This window comes from Streptomyces sp. GS7 (assembly GCF_009834125.1).
In the GTDB taxonomy this organism is placed as follows: Bacteria; Actinomycetota; Actinomycetes; order Streptomycetales; family Streptomycetaceae; genus Streptomyces.
On sequence record NZ_CP047146.1, the window covers coordinates 7,006,208 to 7,022,772 of the forward strand.

At 66.2% G+C, this 16,565-nt stretch carries 13 protein-coding genes and 4 pseudogenes; 8 read left to right on the forward strand and 9 right to left on the reverse strand.

What is annotated here, in order from left to right; all coding sequences use genetic code 11:
- Positions 1 to 55: 55 nt before the first annotated feature.
- A pseudogene (locus tag GR130_RS42120) lies at positions 56 to 265 on the forward strand (transposase); the annotation flags it as partial.
- Positions 266 to 926: 661 nt separating this feature from the next.
- On the opposite strand, the gene GR130_RS30425 reads toward GR130_RS42120, so the two are convergent.
- Both GR130_RS30425 and GR130_RS30430 read right to left on the reverse strand, forming a co-directional pair.
- Positions 927 to 1,709 carry a peptidoglycan-binding protein gene (locus GR130_RS30425; protein ID WP_236573678.1) on the reverse strand — a complete coding sequence of 261 codons (783 nt, stop codon included), beginning with the start codon at positions 1,707 to 1,709 and terminating at the stop codon, positions 927 to 929.
- Between the two features lie 1,012 nt (positions 1,710 to 2,721).
- Positions 2,722 to 3,672: pseudogene (locus tag GR130_RS30430) on the reverse strand (IS481 family transposase); the annotation flags it as partial.
- Between the two features lie 431 nt (positions 3,673 to 4,103).
- On the opposite strand from GR130_RS30430, the gene GR130_RS30435 reads away from it, so the two are divergent.
- Positions 4,104 to 4,706 (forward strand): peptidoglycan-binding protein, encoded by a 603-nt coding sequence (locus tag GR130_RS30435; protein WP_159507671.1) that lies wholly within the window; start codon positions 4,104 to 4,106, stop codon positions 4,704 to 4,706.
- A 100-nt stretch (positions 4,707 to 4,806) separates the two neighbouring features.
- Here GR130_RS30435 and GR130_RS30440 read toward each other — a convergent pair.
- Positions 4,807 to 5,675, reverse strand: a pseudogene (locus GR130_RS30440) (IS5 family transposase).
- A 464-nt stretch (positions 5,676 to 6,139) separates the two neighbouring features.
- Between GR130_RS30440 and GR130_RS30445 the strand changes: the two are divergent.
- On the forward strand, positions 6,140 to 6,985 hold the full coding sequence (locus GR130_RS30445; RefSeq protein ID WP_159507672.1) for an IS5 family transposase: 846 nt from the start codon (positions 6,140 to 6,142) through the stop codon (positions 6,983 to 6,985).
- 436 nt (positions 6,986 to 7,421) lie between these two features.
- On the opposite strand, the gene GR130_RS30450 is transcribed toward GR130_RS30445, so the two are convergent.
- Positions 7,422 to 8,648: a PP2C family protein-serine/threonine phosphatase gene (locus GR130_RS30450; RefSeq protein ID WP_159507673.1), complete on the reverse strand. Its 1,227-nt coding sequence runs from the start codon at positions 8,646 to 8,648 to the stop codon at positions 7,422 to 7,424.
- A 250-nt stretch (positions 8,649 to 8,898) separates the two neighbouring features.
- On the opposite strand from GR130_RS30450, the gene GR130_RS30455 reads away from it, so the two are divergent.
- Positions 8,899 to 9,465: a hypothetical protein gene (locus GR130_RS30455; protein ID WP_159507674.1), complete on the forward strand. Its 567-nt coding sequence runs from the start codon at positions 8,899 to 8,901 to the stop codon at positions 9,463 to 9,465.
- A gap of 74 nt (positions 9,466 to 9,539) precedes the next feature.
- Here the strand turns inward: GR130_RS30455 and GR130_RS41070 are convergent.
- Both GR130_RS41070 and GR130_RS30460 read right to left on the reverse strand, forming a co-directional pair.
- A pseudogene (locus GR130_RS41070) lies at positions 9,540 to 9,707 on the reverse strand (aminoglycoside phosphotransferase); the annotation flags it as partial.
- Positions 9,708 to 9,803: 96 nt separating this feature from the next.
- Positions 9,804 to 10,661, reverse strand: coding sequence for a helix-turn-helix domain-containing protein (locus GR130_RS30460; RefSeq protein WP_159507675.1), 858 nt, complete (start codon positions 10,659 to 10,661; stop codon positions 9,804 to 9,806).
- A 107-nt stretch (positions 10,662 to 10,768) separates the two neighbouring features.
- On the opposite strand from GR130_RS30460, the gene GR130_RS30465 reads away from it, so the two are divergent.
- A complete protein-coding gene (locus GR130_RS30465; protein WP_159507676.1) occupies positions 10,769 to 11,140 on the forward strand; it encodes a cupin domain-containing protein in 372 nt (123 codons plus the stop codon).
- A gap of 125 nt (positions 11,141 to 11,265) precedes the next feature.
- Here GR130_RS30465 and GR130_RS30470 read toward each other — a convergent pair whose 3' ends face one another.
- On the reverse strand, positions 11,266 to 11,577 hold the full coding sequence (locus GR130_RS30470; RefSeq protein ID WP_159507677.1) for a hypothetical protein: 312 nt from the start codon (positions 11,575 to 11,577) through the stop codon (positions 11,266 to 11,268).
- 539 nt (positions 11,578 to 12,116) lie between these two features.
- Here GR130_RS30470 and GR130_RS30475 point away from each other — a divergent pair.
- Together GR130_RS30475 and GR130_RS30480 are read left to right on the forward strand one after the other, a co-directional pair.
- Positions 12,117 to 12,470 (forward strand): hypothetical protein, encoded by a 354-nt coding sequence (locus tag GR130_RS30475; protein WP_159507678.1) that lies wholly within the window; start codon positions 12,117 to 12,119, stop codon positions 12,468 to 12,470.
- A 389-nt stretch (positions 12,471 to 12,859) separates the two neighbouring features.
- Positions 12,860 to 13,686 (forward strand): IS5 family transposase gene (locus GR130_RS30480; RefSeq protein WP_443043697.1). Its coding sequence is split into 2 segments (ribosomal slippage): positions 12,860 to 13,195 and positions 13,198 to 13,686, totalling 825 coding nucleotides; the frame shifts between segments, so codons are not numbered across the junction.
- 146 nt (positions 13,687 to 13,832) lie between these two features.
- Here the strand turns inward: GR130_RS30480 and GR130_RS30485 are convergent.
- Positions 13,833 to 15,293, reverse strand: coding sequence for an MFS transporter (locus GR130_RS30485; RefSeq protein WP_236573682.1), 1,461 nt, complete (start codon positions 15,291 to 15,293; stop codon positions 13,833 to 13,835).
- 29 nt (positions 15,294 to 15,322) lie between these two features.
- Between GR130_RS30485 and GR130_RS41685 the strand changes: the two genes are divergently transcribed.
- A complete protein-coding gene (locus tag GR130_RS41685) occupies positions 15,323 to 16,075 on the forward strand; it encodes a MarR family winged helix-turn-helix transcriptional regulator (protein ID WP_328707573.1) in 753 nt (250 codons plus the stop codon).
- Between the two features lie 50 nt (positions 16,076 to 16,125).
- On the opposite strand, the gene GR130_RS30495 is transcribed toward GR130_RS41685, so the two are convergent.
- The gene (locus tag GR130_RS30495; protein ID WP_159507679.1) at positions 16,126 to 16,506 is read right to left on the reverse strand and encodes a transposase; all 381 of its coding nucleotides are present in this window, start codon (positions 16,504 to 16,506) and stop codon (positions 16,126 to 16,128) included.
- Positions 16,507 to 16,565: the final 59 nt, after the last annotated feature.

The following is a 16,565-nucleotide window of genomic DNA, read 5'->3' on the forward strand; positions in this document are numbered from 1 at the left end:
CCTAACGCAACACTGGTAGCCGTGTCCTCCGGACGGGTGTGTCGGTTGCTTGGGTATGGGCAAGCGGAACCCTCAACCCTGGCTGGTTGACGATGAGTTGTGGTCGAGAATCGAGCCGTTGCTGCCATCGTCACCTGATGGTCGGCGGCGGCCGGGGCGGAAGAAGGCTCTGGAGGACCGCAAGGTGCTGTGCGGCATCCTGTTCGTCCTCTACACCGGCATCCAGTGGGAATGGCTTCCCGGTGAGCTCGGGTTCGGCTCGGGGATGACCTGCCGGCGGCGGCTGCGGGACTGGAACAACGCAGGGGTGTGGCAGCGGCTGCACGAGATGCTGCTGGACGAGCTGCGGGCCACCGACCGTCTGGACATGTCGCGGGCGGTGATCGACAGCTCCCACGTCCGGGCGCTCAAGGGCGGCCCAAAACCGGACGAAGCCCGGTCGACAAACCGGACGGAGCCCGGTCGACCGGGGCCGGCCGGGCTTCAAGCACCTCCGGGTGGCGGGGGAGGCAGCAGGGGGTGCCACGACGTTCCCGCCGCCAAGCCGTCTCAGCGAAGTCAAGTTCCCCGGTGCGGGGCTGTTTCAAGTCGTGCGGGGCTGTTTCAAGTCGAAGAACTTGTCGTAGCCGACGAGCAATCGGGCTCCGTCGAAGCCCCGGACCGCGTCCTCGGCCCCGGGGGATCGCAGTAATGGAACCCGGCATGCCGATGCAACGAATCAGGAGTTCGCCGCACTCCACGGTAAAGCGAGCCCCCGGAATGCCGCGCATCTCGCCGTGCTTGCTGAAGCGCGGCGACCACTGCTCATCCGACAAGTCACTCGGGTACGGATTGCGTTCACTCACCTCGCCGCACCACCGGACCACCGGCCGCGGACAGTAGATTCCGTCCGCACCCACACACGGCCGGTGGATCCAGATTTCGGCTCAGGCGGCGACATTGAACCCGTGCCGGCTGCCGAGCGCAGTGAGGGTGGACTCGCCAGGAATGCCGTCGGCGTTGGCTCCGGTGAGCCCCTGGCTGCGCTGGAAAGCCGCGTAGGCGGCGATGATACGGGACCCGAAAGACCCGTCATCGCCGAACGCCGGCTCCAGCAGCCCCTCTTCGACCAGGGCCGCCTCCACGGGTTTGACGTCCGCCGGGAACGTGGTGTGCCCCTGGGCGGCGCCCGGGTCGGTGTGTGCGGCAGCGACGACATGGGAGAGGCTGACCCTGATACCGGTAGGCGGGGGCGCGGAGGGGGCACCGGGTCGTGGAGCGCCCTTCTTCACCCACGCTTCGAGCGGGTCGCCGGGGCATAGGGTGGGGAAGCCATCACGGTGGCCTTTGATCTCCGCTCCGGCACCGCCCTGCTCTTGCAGGAGTTCGATGGCGTCACGGATACCGTCCAGATGAGCATTGGTCGGCTGGGTGAGGCCGGAGTTGCCCACCATGCCGCACACCGAGTAGTGGTTCAGGTTGAGCTGGTGATTGCCATTCGCAGCTTGTAGTTTGTGCAGGCCACGCCCCTCGAAGACAAAGCCGTGCGGACAGACCACGAAGCTGTAGGCGATGTCGGAGTAGTTCTCCTTGCGGTTCGCCAGATGATCAGCCTGGATGGTCCGCACCCGGCCGGCACACTTGGGGTGGTTCTCCGGCTTGGCGAGATCGGCCGGGACAGCAGCACCCTCATAGTGGACCTTCACGCCCCGGGTGGACGCGATCTGCACGAGGGGCGAGCGGGGCGGCTTGGCCCCCCACTCGGCACGAGTGACGAGGTGCATTCCTCACTCCCTTGCGAGTTGTGGGTCGACGCCGTCGCATAGCGGCACGAAATCCGTGGGCTGAGCTGGCGAGAACGCGTCGGCACCGAACCACGAATCGAGTCGACTTGCCGCCGAGCCTGCGGTCCGAGGGGCTCATCGACGATCGACCGACGGTCGATCAGGCTGACCGTCGCGGGTCTCGTGAAGGGACGAGTGTGTTCCTTCTGGGCTCAGAGGCTGGGGTGCAATCACGGACGGAAGGTGCGCCGTGTTGGGCACCTTTGCCTTACCGATACGCGAGTGCATAGGACGTCACCAAAGTCGGGTCGGTGAAGGCGCAAGTAACTGAGATCCCCAGGGGCCTTGCGCATCTCACCGCAGACGCGTGTGCGATGTTCGCGACTTTGCTGGCGCATAGCATGTACGTAGCGTCTTTATCAGGGTGCATCTGCACGCTCGGGGAAGTCAAGCAATGCGGGCGGCGGCTGAAAGCCGCCCGATCTCTTTCTGTGCAGAGCCCTGGAGGATCAACGAAACGCAAGCATGATTCTGCTGAGAGGGCCAAGAGGACAGCGGACACGTGTCCGCGGACAGCGTTCGTTGAGCAGATCAGCGGGCTCACATTCCGCCATGGCTGGCGAAGTGCCGGTCGGCAGACCGTGTTGCAGCGACTGGCGCTGATGCCGGCTGGCCGGGCTGATGCCCGCTAGCTGTTCGACGGCGGCCACGCGGAACGGATCCTCCGCGACTACGCCCGCCAGGACAACGACAAAGAACACCGGCCCACCAGCGCCGAAACCGGCACACTCCGAACGACGACCCCGCCGTCATCTTCTCTGGCGAGACCGAAGCCGACCACAACGAGCGGGCGAAGCTCCCCTCGCGACCGATTCGCAGAGGCGGGAGAAGCGGCGGACGCGGTGCTCTTCCTGGATCTTCGCCCGCCGGTTCGTAGGCCGGCCCACAACAGGGCCCAGCTGTATTGCCCTGTGAAGTTGGGGACGCGGCTGGCGGGTGGTTTGCCCTTGAGCGCGGTGTGTCCGCGGTGGTGATTGTAGGTGTGCAGCCATTGGGGGAACGCTTCGCGGCGTTCGGTCTCTGAGCGGTAGGGCTTCGCGTAGGCCCATTCGTCAAGCAGGGTGCGGTTGAAGCGTTCGACTTTGCCGTTGGTCTGTGGCCGGTAGGGCCGGGTTCGCTTGTGGGTGATCCCGGCTGCTGCGAGGGCATCGCGCCAGGTGTGGGACTTGTAGCAGGCGCCGTTGTCGGTCAGGACCCGTTCGACGGTGATGCCGCAGGTGGTGAAGAACGTTTGGGCCCGGGTCCAGAAGGCGGTGGCGGTCTCCTTTTTCTCGTCGGTGTGGATCTCGCTGTAGGCCAGGCGGGAGTGGTCGTCGACGGCGGTGTGGATGTAGCTGTAGCCGACTTTTGAGCGGGTCTTGCGGCCTGCTTGCCGGCCGAGTGTCCTGTGGCCGCCGCCGTCGGGGATGTTGCCGAGCTTCTTGATGTCCACGTGGACCAACTCGCCGGGGCGGTCGCGTTCGTAGCGGCGTATCGGCCGGCCTGTGGCCCGGTCCAGGTGGGTCAGGCGGGCCAGGCCGAACCGGGTCAGCACGCGGTGCACGGTCGAGGGGACCAGTCGCAGCAGGTGGGCGATGCGGGCCGGGCCCCACCGGCGCAGGAGGCGGACCTTGATGATGCGCCGTTCCGTGCGTGTCGGGGTGCGGCGCGGGCTGTGGTGCGGGCGGCTTGAACGGTCTGCCATCCCCGCCTCACCCAGCAGCCGGTAGCGGTCGGCCCAGCGCTGGGCGGTGGTGGGCGAGACCTGGAAGCGTTCGGCGGCCCGCCGCAGGGTCCAGCCCTCGTCGACGACGCAGCGGGCCAGACGCAGCCGTCCAGTCTCGGTCAGGGGTGCATTACGGTGGGGCACGAGGGCCTTTCGGTCGGTGTAGACGTCGCAATCCACACCGAACCCGGAAGGCCCTCACCTGTTCAAGATCCCTCAGCCGAGACCTGCCTCACCGTCCACAACCTCCCCGGACAGAACACCTAGCGCTCCGTTTGCCCCGTTGCTGACCCGGCCATACGGTCGAAGTAACTGATCTTTCCGCCTCGCAAATCCGCCTCGCTCTCCACGGAGGCGCGGTGAAGAGGAATCTGATCCGCTATCTGTATAGGCGTCAACTAGGGGCGCTCATAGCCGGGATTTCAGCCCTTATCCGCAAGTGCAGGTATCACATTCCGGCAAGATATCCACCCGGGCCGGGGATTCCGGACTGCACCCGACCCTCGATCCGAAACCGTAATGGACCATGGCGACATGGCTCCTGATCGGAAAGCCAGAAGGCGTAGGGAATGACAATGAACCTGACCGAGCTGCGAGCCCTCGCCACACAGGTGGGGTTCACCGGCAGCGACATCAACATCGCGGCGGCCGTCGCCATGGCAGAGTCCCGCGGCGACCCGGCCATTGTCGGGGACGAGGGTCTGGCCGACAACAAGTGGGGGCCGTCCTTTGGCCTCTTCCAGATACGCTCCCTCAGGCACCCAGAGCAGTTCTCCCCGCCGGACTCGCTCAGGATTGCCGGAAAGCTCAAGGACCCGGTCTACAACGCCAAGACAGCAAAGGCCATCAAGGACGCACACGGCTGGAGCCAATGGTCCACGTTCACGAACGGGGCCTACCGCAAGTTCATGGATGGCGGCACCGGAAAGTTCGAGCCCTTCCCTGGTGCTTCGTTCTTCCACACCGGAAAGAAATCGCCGGTCATCACCGCGATGCACGATCGGCTTGTCGCCGAAGGATGCAATCGGTACGAGTCCAGCCGTGACACCGACGTGTGGGGCTCGGGCGATGTGAAGTCCTACGCCGCCTGGCAGCGGAAGCTCCACTCCTCAGACAACGAGTCCGACGGTGTCCCCGGCAAGTCCAGTTGGGACTTGCTGCACGTCCCCAGCGTCTGAAGGCCCCTGCCGGCAGAGCCGGTGCGGGCGTCCTTGTACGACTCCGCTCGCAGGAGGCGTGTACCAGGCCCACGGTAAGAGGTCGTTTTCTCCCGTTGTTTCATCCTGGAATCTGTGGTTCATGCTGGTTTATGGGGTCACGCCAGGAGACGGCGGCTTCGCCGGTAAGGCGGCGGGCCATGAGGTCGGTCATGGCCAGGTGGATCACGGCTTCGGAGCGTGCGGGAGGGCTTCGTAGTCGCGTGCCAGGCGGCGGTGGAACATCAGCCATCCATAGGTGCGTTCGACAGCCCATCGTTTCGGGATGGGGATGAAGCCCCTGGCTCCGGGGGCACGCTGAACGATTTCCACGTCGATTCCCAGGCGGGCTGCATGTTCGACGAGATGCTGGCGGTAGCCGCCGTCCACCCAGACTTTCCGAATGGTGGGATGGGCGGCGGCCACGGCGTCGACCAGGTATGTGCCGGCCACTGAGTCCTGCACACTCGCGGCCGCGACAACAACCGCCAGGAGCAAGCCGAGGGTATCGGTGACGATACTGCGCTTGCGGCCCACGATCTTCTTCCCCGCGTCAACGCCCTGACTGGCCGCGGGGACACCGGTGGAGGTTTTCACGCTCTGCGCGTCGATGACACAAGCCGAGGGTGCGGCACCTTTGCCTGCCTGCTGGCGAGCCAACCCCCGTAATAGCCCGGTGAGCTGGGAGAACACGCCGCCCTTCTCCCACCTGGCGAAGTAGCCGTAGACGGTGTTCCACGGAGGGAAATCGTGCGGCAGGTAACGCCACTGCACGCCGGTGCGATCCACGTACAAGATCGCGTCCATGATGTCGCGCAGGTCATGCTCAGGTGGGCGACCGATATCCAAGGCATGCCGACGTCGCGCGGCCCGCCAGGCAGACAGTACCGGCTCGACCAACTCCCAACGGGCATCGGATAGATCGCTCGGATAGGGACGACGCTCAGACATGTCCTGGATGTACCGCTGGAGAACACGTGCGCCCAGGCGTGCGGCGGCCGTGTGGGGGCACGGTTCCGCGCTGGGGCACTTTGGAATGAGACAGGCACAAGCCGCCTTCCACCCCAGCCGTCACCCCACCTGCCCCTCAGAACTCAACCGCACCGACAGTCTCGCCGGCACGGCAATCCCGCACGCGCAAACCCAGAACATACCAGCGCATCACGGATGAAAACGACCTCTAAGAGGACGTTCATGCTGTTGACGTGCAGGTTTGACCGTTTTATCGCCCGCCTGAAATCGTCCGATTGAGGCTGCTCATGCCGAATGCGTCGGGACGATGTCGCCGTCAGGCTCGCTTTTCATCATGATTCGCCCGGCAGATCCTGTCCGGTTCGAACTCACGAAGAATGCCCGCCTCAGGTCACTCCGACGAGTGATACCTCACCGCAACTCCCTGCCGTATCAGTGATGTTATGACGACAAAGCCACCCCGCAAGTCCTATCCGAGCGACCTGTCCGACGCCCGCTGGGCCCTGATGGAGTCGACGCTGACCGCCTGGCGCACGGAGCGGCAGAAGACCTCGCTCAACCTCGGCGGCAAGGTCACTGACCTGCGGGAAGTCCTCAATGCGATCCTCTACGTCAACCGGACCGGGATTCCCTGGCGTTACCTACCGCATGACCTTCCGCCGCACACCACGGTCTTCTCCTACTTCAGTGCCTGGACCGCCGACGGGACTATCGAGAAGCTCGGCGTCCGCCTGCATCGGATCGCCCGAGAGCGGGAAGGACGCACTGCCGAGCCAACTGCCTGCCTCATCGATGCCCAGAGCGTGAAAACCGCTCCCAGCGTGCCCACCAGCACCCAAGGCACCGACGCCGGCAAGAAAATCGTGGGCCGCAAACGCAGCATCGTCACAGACACCCTTGGCCTGTTACTGCTGGTCATGGTCACCGCGGCCAGTGTCTCCGACAACCAGGCAGGCAATCAACTCCTCACCCAAGTCGCCGCCAACCACCCCACCATCACCAAGGCGTGGGCCGACACCGGATACAAGACCCAGGCCATCGAACACGGCGCCGCCCTCGGCATCGACGTCGAGGTCGTGCCGCGAAACACACAGGTCAAAGGCTTCTCAGTGCTACCGCGGCGCTGGGTGGTGGAGCGAAGCTTCGGCTGGCTCATGATGCACCGCCGCCTGGCCCGAGACTACGAAACCAAACCCCAACACTCCGAGAGCATGATCCGCCTCGCCATGCTCTCCAAACTCGCCAAACGAGCAACCGGCGAAACGACGACAACCTGGCACAACCCATGAACTAACGCGCACCTGAACGGGACGTCCTCTGAGAAGTGGTCCGAGCAGCTCACCGACGCCGACCGGCGGGCCCTGTCCTCGCTGTTCTGGTCGCACGTGAACCCCTACGGCCGGTTCTAGCTGGACAGGAACACCCGCCTGGAGCTGGGCCCCGCGGCTACCGTCCCCGGCCCCCGGCCCTCCCCCGAGTCTTACGAGACAGCGGCCCCGGGGATGCCGGGTCAAGGGCTTGATGTCGGGCTGCGTTGAGGCTTGTTACCGCGGACGTGAACTAACCCACGAACCGGTTTGGTTTCGTAGGCGAGAGCGAGCAACGTTTGTCGACGGTCTTGGGCAGTACATAGCAATCAGACGGCGTGGAAATGTCGCTGGAGGGACTGGCCGTCGTGCGCGTGGGTGGCGCTGGCCGGTGCGGATTCGGTTGACGTCGTGGTTCTCAGTCGAGAACCACGAGGTGGTCGGCGGCGCCGCCGTGCCACTCGATCATGAAGAGAGTGGCGTCGTCGCTGGTGTGCCCGCCCCGTTCCGTCTTCAGCGTGTGGGAGAGCCGGCGCAGATCCGCCCGCACCCCCTGTGACGGCTCTTCTCCCAGGTGGTTGACGCAGCGGGTGAGGCGTTCCTCACCGAACGGCTCGCCGCCGGTGACGTGTTCCTCGATGATGCCGTCGGTGTAGCACAGCACCCGGTCGCCCGGCTGGAGCAGGTGCTCTCGGATCCGGGGCTCCTCGCCGCCGAAGCCGACGGGCAGCGTTGTTGCGCTCTCCAGTTGCTGCACGACCCGGCCGTCGCGGATCAGCAGCGGCGCGGGGTGGCCCGCGTTGACCAGCTCCAGCTCACCGGTGGCGATGTTGACGTGCATCAGCTGGGCGGTGACGAAGTGGTCGGGACCGAACTGCCGGGAGATGGCGTCGTCCATGAACGCGTACTTCTCGGCCAGGCTGACGAACACGCGCCGGGCATGTCGGTAGGCGCCGATGGCCACGGTCGCCATCACGGCGGCGTCCAGGCCGTGGCCCATCGCGTCGATCACGGCCATGTGCAGGATGTTGTCGTTGAGGGCGTAGTCGAAGCTGTCACCGGCGACGCGGTAGGCGGGCTCCAGGATGCCGGCCACCGAGACCTGCGGCACTGTCATCGTCAACGGCGGCAGCAGGCTCCACTGGATCTCCGCCGACACGCTCATCGGCTCCCGGCGCCGGGCCAGGAAGAACAGGTCGGTGTAGGCGTTCTTGGTTACCAGCATGTCGGCGACCAGGCCGGCGAGCCTGCGCAGCAGGCGCCGGTCGTCGTCGCCGACGGCGTCCAGGGTCAGGGCCATCACCCCCACCTGGTCACTGCCGTCCAGCAGCGGCAGGTACATCCGCACGCCGCCGTGGGCCTGCGGCACCTCGACGGCATCCGCTCTCAGGAAGGCCCGGCCGGCGGGGGAGCCGACCATCGGCTCGGGCTGGCCGACGTGCAGCTTCCTGCCCGAAAGCGGCACCAGCAATTCCTGCGCGTAGTCCTGGAGCAGGATGGAGACGTCACGGCCGCCGATCCTGGCCACCTCCTCCGCGACCAGCGGGGCGATCAGCTGCGGCGGCATCAGCCGCGCCCGATCCAGCAGCAGGCCGAGCAGCCGCTCGCCGAAACCCTCCGACCGGTCCACGCTTTCCTCGCCCATGCCCCGCCTCGCCACTTCCTTGCCACCACCCATGCTGGTCACCGCATCCGCACAACGTGACCTGGGAAGGCCACCGGAGCGCTCATTACGCCATGCGCGGCATGTCGGCCCGCGCTGTCCGCGCGGAGTGATGAAAGCCGCCACACGCGACAGCTCCCAGGACCCGCTAGAGCTCGCTGACCAGCGGGGATGACTGCCCGGCGAGCATCCACCCCCCACGTCGTCAGCGAGATCCGATAGCTGGAAGGCGATGGCGATCCTGGCAGCAGTCTCGGCGCTGGTGGCAGTCGTAACTCTCTCCCTGGCAGCGGGGCGCCGGTTGGAGAACTTGCCCGGTGAGGAGGGGATGACCCCAGGGGCTGTCCTTCTCCTGGTAGGGATGTTGGCCGCGATCCTGGCCGCTGGCTTGGCGGCTCCGGCGATCGGCCGTCTGCACGGTGAGCGTCTGCGCGAAAACCCAGCTGGCTGGGCGCTGCACGTAGGACCGCAGTACATACAGACCACTAGCGCCACGGGACGGCGCGAGTTCACCTGGGACCGGATCCAGCGCGTCACCATCGAGGAGATCCAACCCACGTACGGCAGCTTTGAGGAGCTCACGTGCTCGGCCGAGTATGTGTACAGCGGTGTCCACATCTGGACCCGGTACGACGACGGAGCGACCGCTTTGCGCCCGGCGGGATGGCCCTACCCGTGGCTCGGCTCACTCGCGAACCGTGAGGACGGGCTGCTCCCCATCTGCGTCCTCGGGCCCATGACCGAACAGCAGCGCACAGCACTCACCGAAGCCCTCGCCCGGTACGGCGGCCAACGATGAGGGACTTGTGTCAGCTTCGCGAGTGAGTGCAGCAGACTCCGGCCATCCGCGCAGCCGACTCCGGAAGCTGACACCGGCGCGCGTGGCGTGCGCGGTATGCGCACGGCCAACTCGTCACCAAGTCGCCACAGTTGGTTGTCCCAGCCGCCAGCTACGGGGCGGAGGGCCAGTCCAGCAAGGTCTGGATGCTGTTCATGCAGGAGGGATCGGACCAAGGTCGCATCGATCTCGATGTTGTCCATGGACGGAGCTCCTGTCCTTTGTGCTGTCGACCATCATCTCGCTCCGCTCGTGATCGCCAGGTTGCCGTTTGATGGTCGCGGCGGGGGCGACAGAGGCTACGGGATGTGCGCATCCGCCGCAGTGTCAGGAAGAAGTGCGGCTGAACCGGTGCGAGTGCGCTTGTAACGCGCGGGTGTCGTGCCCACGTGGCGTGTGAAGTGTCGGTTCAGGTGGGCCTGGTCGTGGAACCCCACGGTTGCGGCAACCTCGGCAGGCCGGTGGCCGCCGAGCAGCAGTCGACGTGCCTGGTCGATGCGCTTGCCGGTGAGGTAGGTGTGTGGCGGCAGGCCGTATGTCTGCTTGAAGCAGCGGATCAGGTGGGTGGGGTGGGCATGCAGAGTGGCGGCGGCTTCACGCAGGGATATGCCGGAGTGTATCCGCTCGTCCAGCAGTTCCCGCAGCGCGGCGGCGAGCCGGCTTGCCTCACGCCCCGGTGTGCGGGGCTGGAGCGCGTCGAGGTGGAAGCGGAGCCGTTCGCGGATGAACGAGAGGCGGGACTCGGCTTCGAACCCGTCCCCGGCTTGGGCGAGTGCAGCGTGCAGTTGGTGGATCCGGTGGCGCAGCAGCCCGTCGTTGACGACCGGAGCGTCCACGGCACGGCCGGCCAAACGCTGTGGGAGTACGGAGTCGTCGAGGTAGAGGACGCGTTTGCGGAAGCCTGACGCCGTGACGGTCCGACCGTCGTGAGGGACACCGGGAGGCAGCAGGAGGACGCCGGTGGTGCCCGTCACCCCGTGGCGGCGGCGATCGAGTGCGAAGTCGACCGAGCCGTCGTCGAGGATCATCAGGTCCCACGTGTCGTGGGTGTGGGTCGGGTAGGCGTGGTCGGTGAAATGTGCATGGAAGACCTCGGCGATCCCCGGTACTGACGGTTTCCAGGCGCTGATGGTCGTGTGGGGTCGGTCTCCGGTCATGCCAGGAACGTACAAGACCGGCGAGACCGAGTGCGCCAGGCTCGTGACGCCGGCTGGAGGGGCTGAGGAGTCGCTCACGGTTGACCGGCCTTGAGGAAGGATGCTGGATGTCCAAGTCTGCTGTTCCCGTCAACCTCGCTGACAAGTTGTCGCAGTTCAGCGAGCTGTGGTCGCAGAAGAAAGTGGCTGTGCTCAACGACTACGAGGTCAAGCTGGCCAAATTGAAGGGGGAATTCGTCTGGCACACCCACGAGGACACCGATGAACTGATCCTGGTCATCAGCGGACGGCTCACCATCCAGCTCAGGGACGCCGATGTTGTATTGGAACCTGGCGAGTTGTTCGTGGTTCCCCGCGGCGTCGAACACCGCACCGTGGCTGTCGAAGAGACCGCGATCCTGCTCTTCGAACCGACGGGAACGCTCAACACCGGCGACACAGGGGGGCCGATGACCAAGGCGGCCGAGATCCTCAGCTGAGATAGAGGGCGTGGCGTCAGACCGCGGCCTTGGGGGCGTCCGCCCAAGCGGATGCCCTTCTCACTGCGGATGCGGGCGCGCTCGCGACGTTGGGCGGCGAGCACGGCGGGGTGGCGGGGATCGCCTCACTTCCCCCGGCGGCAGGCGGCGATGACACCGGCGTTGTAGAACTGCGAGTCCGCTCGCAGGATGCGTATGCCGGTGCAGCCGGCCTCGACGGCGGTGGCCAGGGTCTCGCTGACGAGTTTCGGGGCGCCGCGGGAGTCGGCTGCCTTGCCGCGGCGCATCCGCACGGTGGCGCTTACCAGCAGGGAGGCGGGAGTGCAGATGGTGGCGAGCAGGGGGTGCAGGGTGCGGATCGGAGCCGGGCTGCAGCGGGGCGCGAGCGGCCAGTTCGCCGAGGAACCTGCGGTGCACGGCATGGAGTTGAAGGGCATGGCCGTGGGTGAACTCGCGCAGGAACGTGCCCAGTGTGGAGGTAGCACGGATGCCTCCGAACACGGCCGGCATGGCTCCGTGTCGCAGGACGTCGAGGTCGTCGATGCTGTCCGCGCCTGCGGCCATGCACGATGCTGGTGACCTTGGCGTCCGCCGCCGCACCCGCGTCGTTCTTCGTAGCGGTCAGCTTGACCTTCTGCGTGACCAGCCGGGCCAGACCACACTGCTCGGCCAGCCGCATCACCGGGACCAGCCCGGCATGGGCGATCAGATTCGGATCATCGAACGCAGCGGAGACCGCCGCTGGCGTATGGGGAACTTGCATCTCGGAAGTGCCTTGCTGATCGCGCCTGGTGAAAGCCTCAAGAACTCCCACCATCACAGGTAACAAGGCACTTCCTCGTTTCCCCGAAACGCTATCCACAAGGCGCCAGTCGGTGGATCAAGGTTAAGTCGGTTCGGTGTGATTCACCAACGCGCTCTCCAATGCTCACCCGCGCGCGTACCGTAGTGGCCAGTTGACGTGCAGGGGGCTGGCATGAAGCACAGGGATGAGGACTACATCGCCGCGTTAGAAGCCATGGTGGGGGTTCTGAGGGAGTGGGCCCGAGAGGGCCGGACCGACTCCTACAAGGCACTGAGCGAGGCCGTGGCACCGGAGCACCGGGTGCACTACCACGGCCGGATGATGTCGCTCCTGCTGGCGGACGTCTGCCGCCAGGACAGCACCGGGTCCGAGCCGTTACTCTCGGCGCTGGTGGTCAATGGGGCGAGCCAGAAGCCGTCCGACCAGTTCTTCGAGCTGGCCGTTACCGAGTTTCAGCGTAGGGATCCGGACTGGACCTGGGAGCGGGAGCGCGATGCAGTGTTCGCCCGCTATCGGGCGAGCTGACGGCGTCACTCTCAGCGGGGCTAGCGATCTGCCAGCCTTGCTCTCCGTGGGCGAGGGCCTTGGGCACGATGCAGACAGAGACCCAGCACACGGCCTTCGTCTCGCCGGTCGCCGGGACTGCGGCAGCTCGTCCAGACATACGGTGTTGATCTTCTAAATCGAGTCGGTGCATTGTCAGTGCCGCCCCCTAGCATGCGCTGCCATGAGCAAGCGCAGGGAGTGTGAGTTCTCTGGGTGTGGCCGGGAGGCCAACCGCGGGGTGCTCTGCCAAAGCCAGGGTGCACTGGCGCAGTGGGCCGAATTCGGTCGGCATCATCGGGCAGGGCTAAGAGCTCCTAACGCAACGCTGGTAGCCGTGTCCTCCGGACGGGTGTGTCGGTTGCTGGGGTATGGGCAAGCGGAACCCTCAACCCTGGCTGGTTGACGATGAGTTGTCGTCGAGAATCGAGCCGTTGCTGCCATCGTCACCCGATGGTCAGCGGCGGCCGGGGCGGAAGAAGGCTCTGGAGGACCGCAAGGTGCTGTGCGGCATCCTGTTCGTCCTCTACACCGGCATCCAGTGGGAATGGCTTCCCGGTGAGCTCGGGTTCGGCTCGGGGATGACCTGCCGGCGGCGGCTGCGGGACTGGAACAACGCAGGGGTGTGGCAGCGGCTGCACGAGATGCTGCTGGACGAGCTGCGAGCCACCGACCGTCTGGACATGTCGCGGGCGGTGATCGACAGCTCCCACGTCCGGGCGCTCAAGGGCGGCCCAAAACCGGGCGGAGCCCGGTCGACCGGGGCCGGCCGGGCTCCAAACACCACGTGATCTGCGACGCCGCCGGCATCCCGCTGGCTGTCACCCTGACCGGCGGGAACCGCAGCGACGTCACCCAGCTGATGCCCCTGCTGGAAGCGATCCCCTCCATCCGCGGGAAACGCGGCCGGCCCCGCAAGCGACCGAAGGAGGTCTACGCCGACCGCGGCTACGACCACGACTGCTACCGCCGCCAGGTCTGGGCGAAGGGCATCAAGCCGGTCATCGCCCGGCGCGGCACTGACCACGGCTCCGGACTGGGCACCAAGCGATGGGTCGTGGAACAGACCATCGCGCTCCTGCACTGGTTCGGCCGCCTGCGCATCCGCTGGGAAACCCGAGACGACATCCACGAGGCGTTCCTCAAACTCGCCTGCTCGCTGATCTGCTGGCGACGCCTGCAAAATACGTTGCGTTAGGACCTCTAAGAGCTCGTAACACGATCTTGTCGAGTTGTCCTGGTCGGGCGTGAATGGTAGGTCGATTCGGCCGTTCGTGGAGTGTGAGTACCCGGCCGTGGATCGTGGACGACGACCTGGCGCGGGTCGTCATGCCTGGAGGTTGCCTACGACGAGAGGTCGTCGCCGTCGGTCTGTTCCACTAGCCGGACCTCGTCGGCGGGCAGGCGCTCCGCGGGCGTGAGCCGGGTGGATCGGGCGGGCAGGAACCAGGCAAGGGCGGCGGCGAGGACACAGAAGCCGGCGGAGAACCACAGCACCATGGTGTAACCACCCACCGTTGGCTGACCGTTGCCGCTGACATGAGCGGCCAGGATGGTGGCGGTGAGCGCGCTGCCCAGGGAAAAGCCGGTGAAGCGGACCACTTGGTAGCAGCCCATGGCGCTACCTGTCTCCCGGGCGGGGATCGACTGCACGATCAAACCGGGAATCGCGGCGAAGGTGGTGCCCAGTCCCACTCCCAGGACGCCCGTCATCACGAAGGCTTGCCACAGGGCGCCATGGAAGACCGCGAAGAATCCGCAGCCCAGCGCGGCTACGAGGCAGCCCATCGTCAGCACCGCCCGGATCCCTATGCGTGTCACCAAGGCCGGCAGGGTGCGGGAGCTGATCAGCATGAAGAAGGACAGGGGGATGAGGACGAGGCCGGCCATGACGGCCGATGCGGAGAACCCGAATCCGCCCGAGCGTGGGGATTGCACAAACTCCGTCACCCCCGAAAGCACCATGTACATCGCGACGCCGAGCACCATGGCGCAGGCATCGGCGGAAAACACGGATGGATGGCGCAGCAGACGCAGCTGAACCAGCGGGTTCCCGGCGCGCAGCTGCTGCACGACCCACGCCGCGAAGAGCACTACGCCGACGGCCAACAGGCCGATGATCGCCGGCGAACCCCAACCCCACTGTGTCCCCTCTGCCACTGACACCAGTGCGGCGACCATCGCCAGCGCGAGCAGCACGGCACCGGCCCAGTCGAACCGGTTGGGGGCGCTACGCCCCGCGCTCGACGGTATGACTGCAGCGACACAGATCAACGCGAGGCCGGACACGATCGCGCCGAACCAGTACGCACCCGCCAATCCCCACGCCTCGGCGATCACCCCGCTGATCGGGTAACCGGCGCCGAGGCCGGCCCCCGCCGATACCGACAACAGCGCAATCATCGGCGCGACCTTGGCCTGCGGCAGTTCTTCCCGAGCGGTGGCCATCGCCAGCGGCGCCAGCCCGAGCCCGACGCCCTGCAGTCCGCGGCCGACGAGCAGCATCCCCAAGCCGCCGGCCAGCGCAGCCACGACACCGCCCGCCGTGACCACGGCCAAGCCGCCGAGCAACGTCACTCGCCGTCGCGGGCCGTCGCCGAGCCGGCCCAGGACCGGGGAACTCGCCGCGCCGACCAGCAGCGCCACCGTCAGCGACCGCTGCGCCGTACTCAGCGACTCATGAAAATCGCGAGCAACGGTGGGGATGAGCGGAGCACCGAACGAACTGATGATGCTGGAGACCAGCGTGGCCAGCACCAGCACCGGCCCGATCAGCGCGCTGCGAGGCCTCTCGGTCATCACCATGCCCCCTCGGTCTGCCGCGTGCCGATCAGTTGCTCAACAACCTCGCCCGCGCCGATCAGTGCCGCAAGCTCCGTGTCTCCAAGGCCGAGCAACGCACCGTGGAGAACCTGCGTGATGTGCGCGACGAACTCCGAGGAGTCGCCGACGACGCCATCGGTGACCTGAACGCAGGACGGCTGGAAGGAGCGCGCGATGCCGACCGCAGCATCGTCCGGCTGACCGATGATCCGCCGGGTCAGCACGTGACCTATGACCATGAGACCTCCCAGGAAAAGTGCGTGCGACTTGCACGCAACAACGTACGCCCATTCCGTGCGTTTCGCACGTATTATTGTTGGATGGCGAATAGGGGATTGGCACGTGACCTGGAGCGGGCACTGGGACAGCTGCTGCTGCGGCGCAACCGCAACACGCTCTACGACGCGGTCCTCGACTCGGCACCGACGGATGTCGATCGTCAGACCTACCCGGTACTCAGTGGGCTGGCTCGACTCGGACCGCAATCGGCGGCGCGGCTTGCCGACGAGGTCGGCATCGACCGATCCGGCGCAAGTCGCTATGCCGACCGGCTCGAAAGCGCGGGCCTGCTCGAGCGCAGCCCCGACCCCTGCGACGGCCGGGCCACCTTGCTCACATTGACGCCCAAGGGTCGCGCCACGGTCACTAAGCTCCGCAACGCGCTGACCCGGCACCTTGCGGGCCTGATCGCGGACTGGCCCGATGGGCAGGCGCAGGCACTGATCGACGGCATTCGCCTGCTCATCGACACGCCCCCGGACTGACTCCTTCGGCCGCCGATGCCGGACGGATCCTCCGTTTGAGCTCGTAACGATCACGATCGATGCTTCTTCAATCGCCTCCAGCAGATGAGGTCGCAGGCCAATGAGGCAAAGGCATCGTGGAGTTCGGTGCGGCGTTCCCAGCGGACGGCGAGACGTTTGAACTGGTGGAGGAGGGCGAAGGTCTGCTCCACGACGTAGCGGAGTTTGCCCAGGCCCTTGATGTTCAGGGCGCCCTTGCGGGAGATGACCGGCAGGATCCGACGCTTACACAGCTCTCGCCGGTTGGGGTTGGAGTCGTAACACTTGTCGCCGAGAAGTGAGTCGGGGCGGCGGCGCGGGCGGCCGGGCCGTCCGGCCACGGGCGGGATGCCGTCGACGAGGGCGAGGGTCTGGGTGACGTCGTTGACGGACCGAATCGACCTACCAGTCACACCCGACCAGGACAGCTCAACAAGCTCGTGTTACGAGCTCTAAGAGCGCCCGGCAGTAG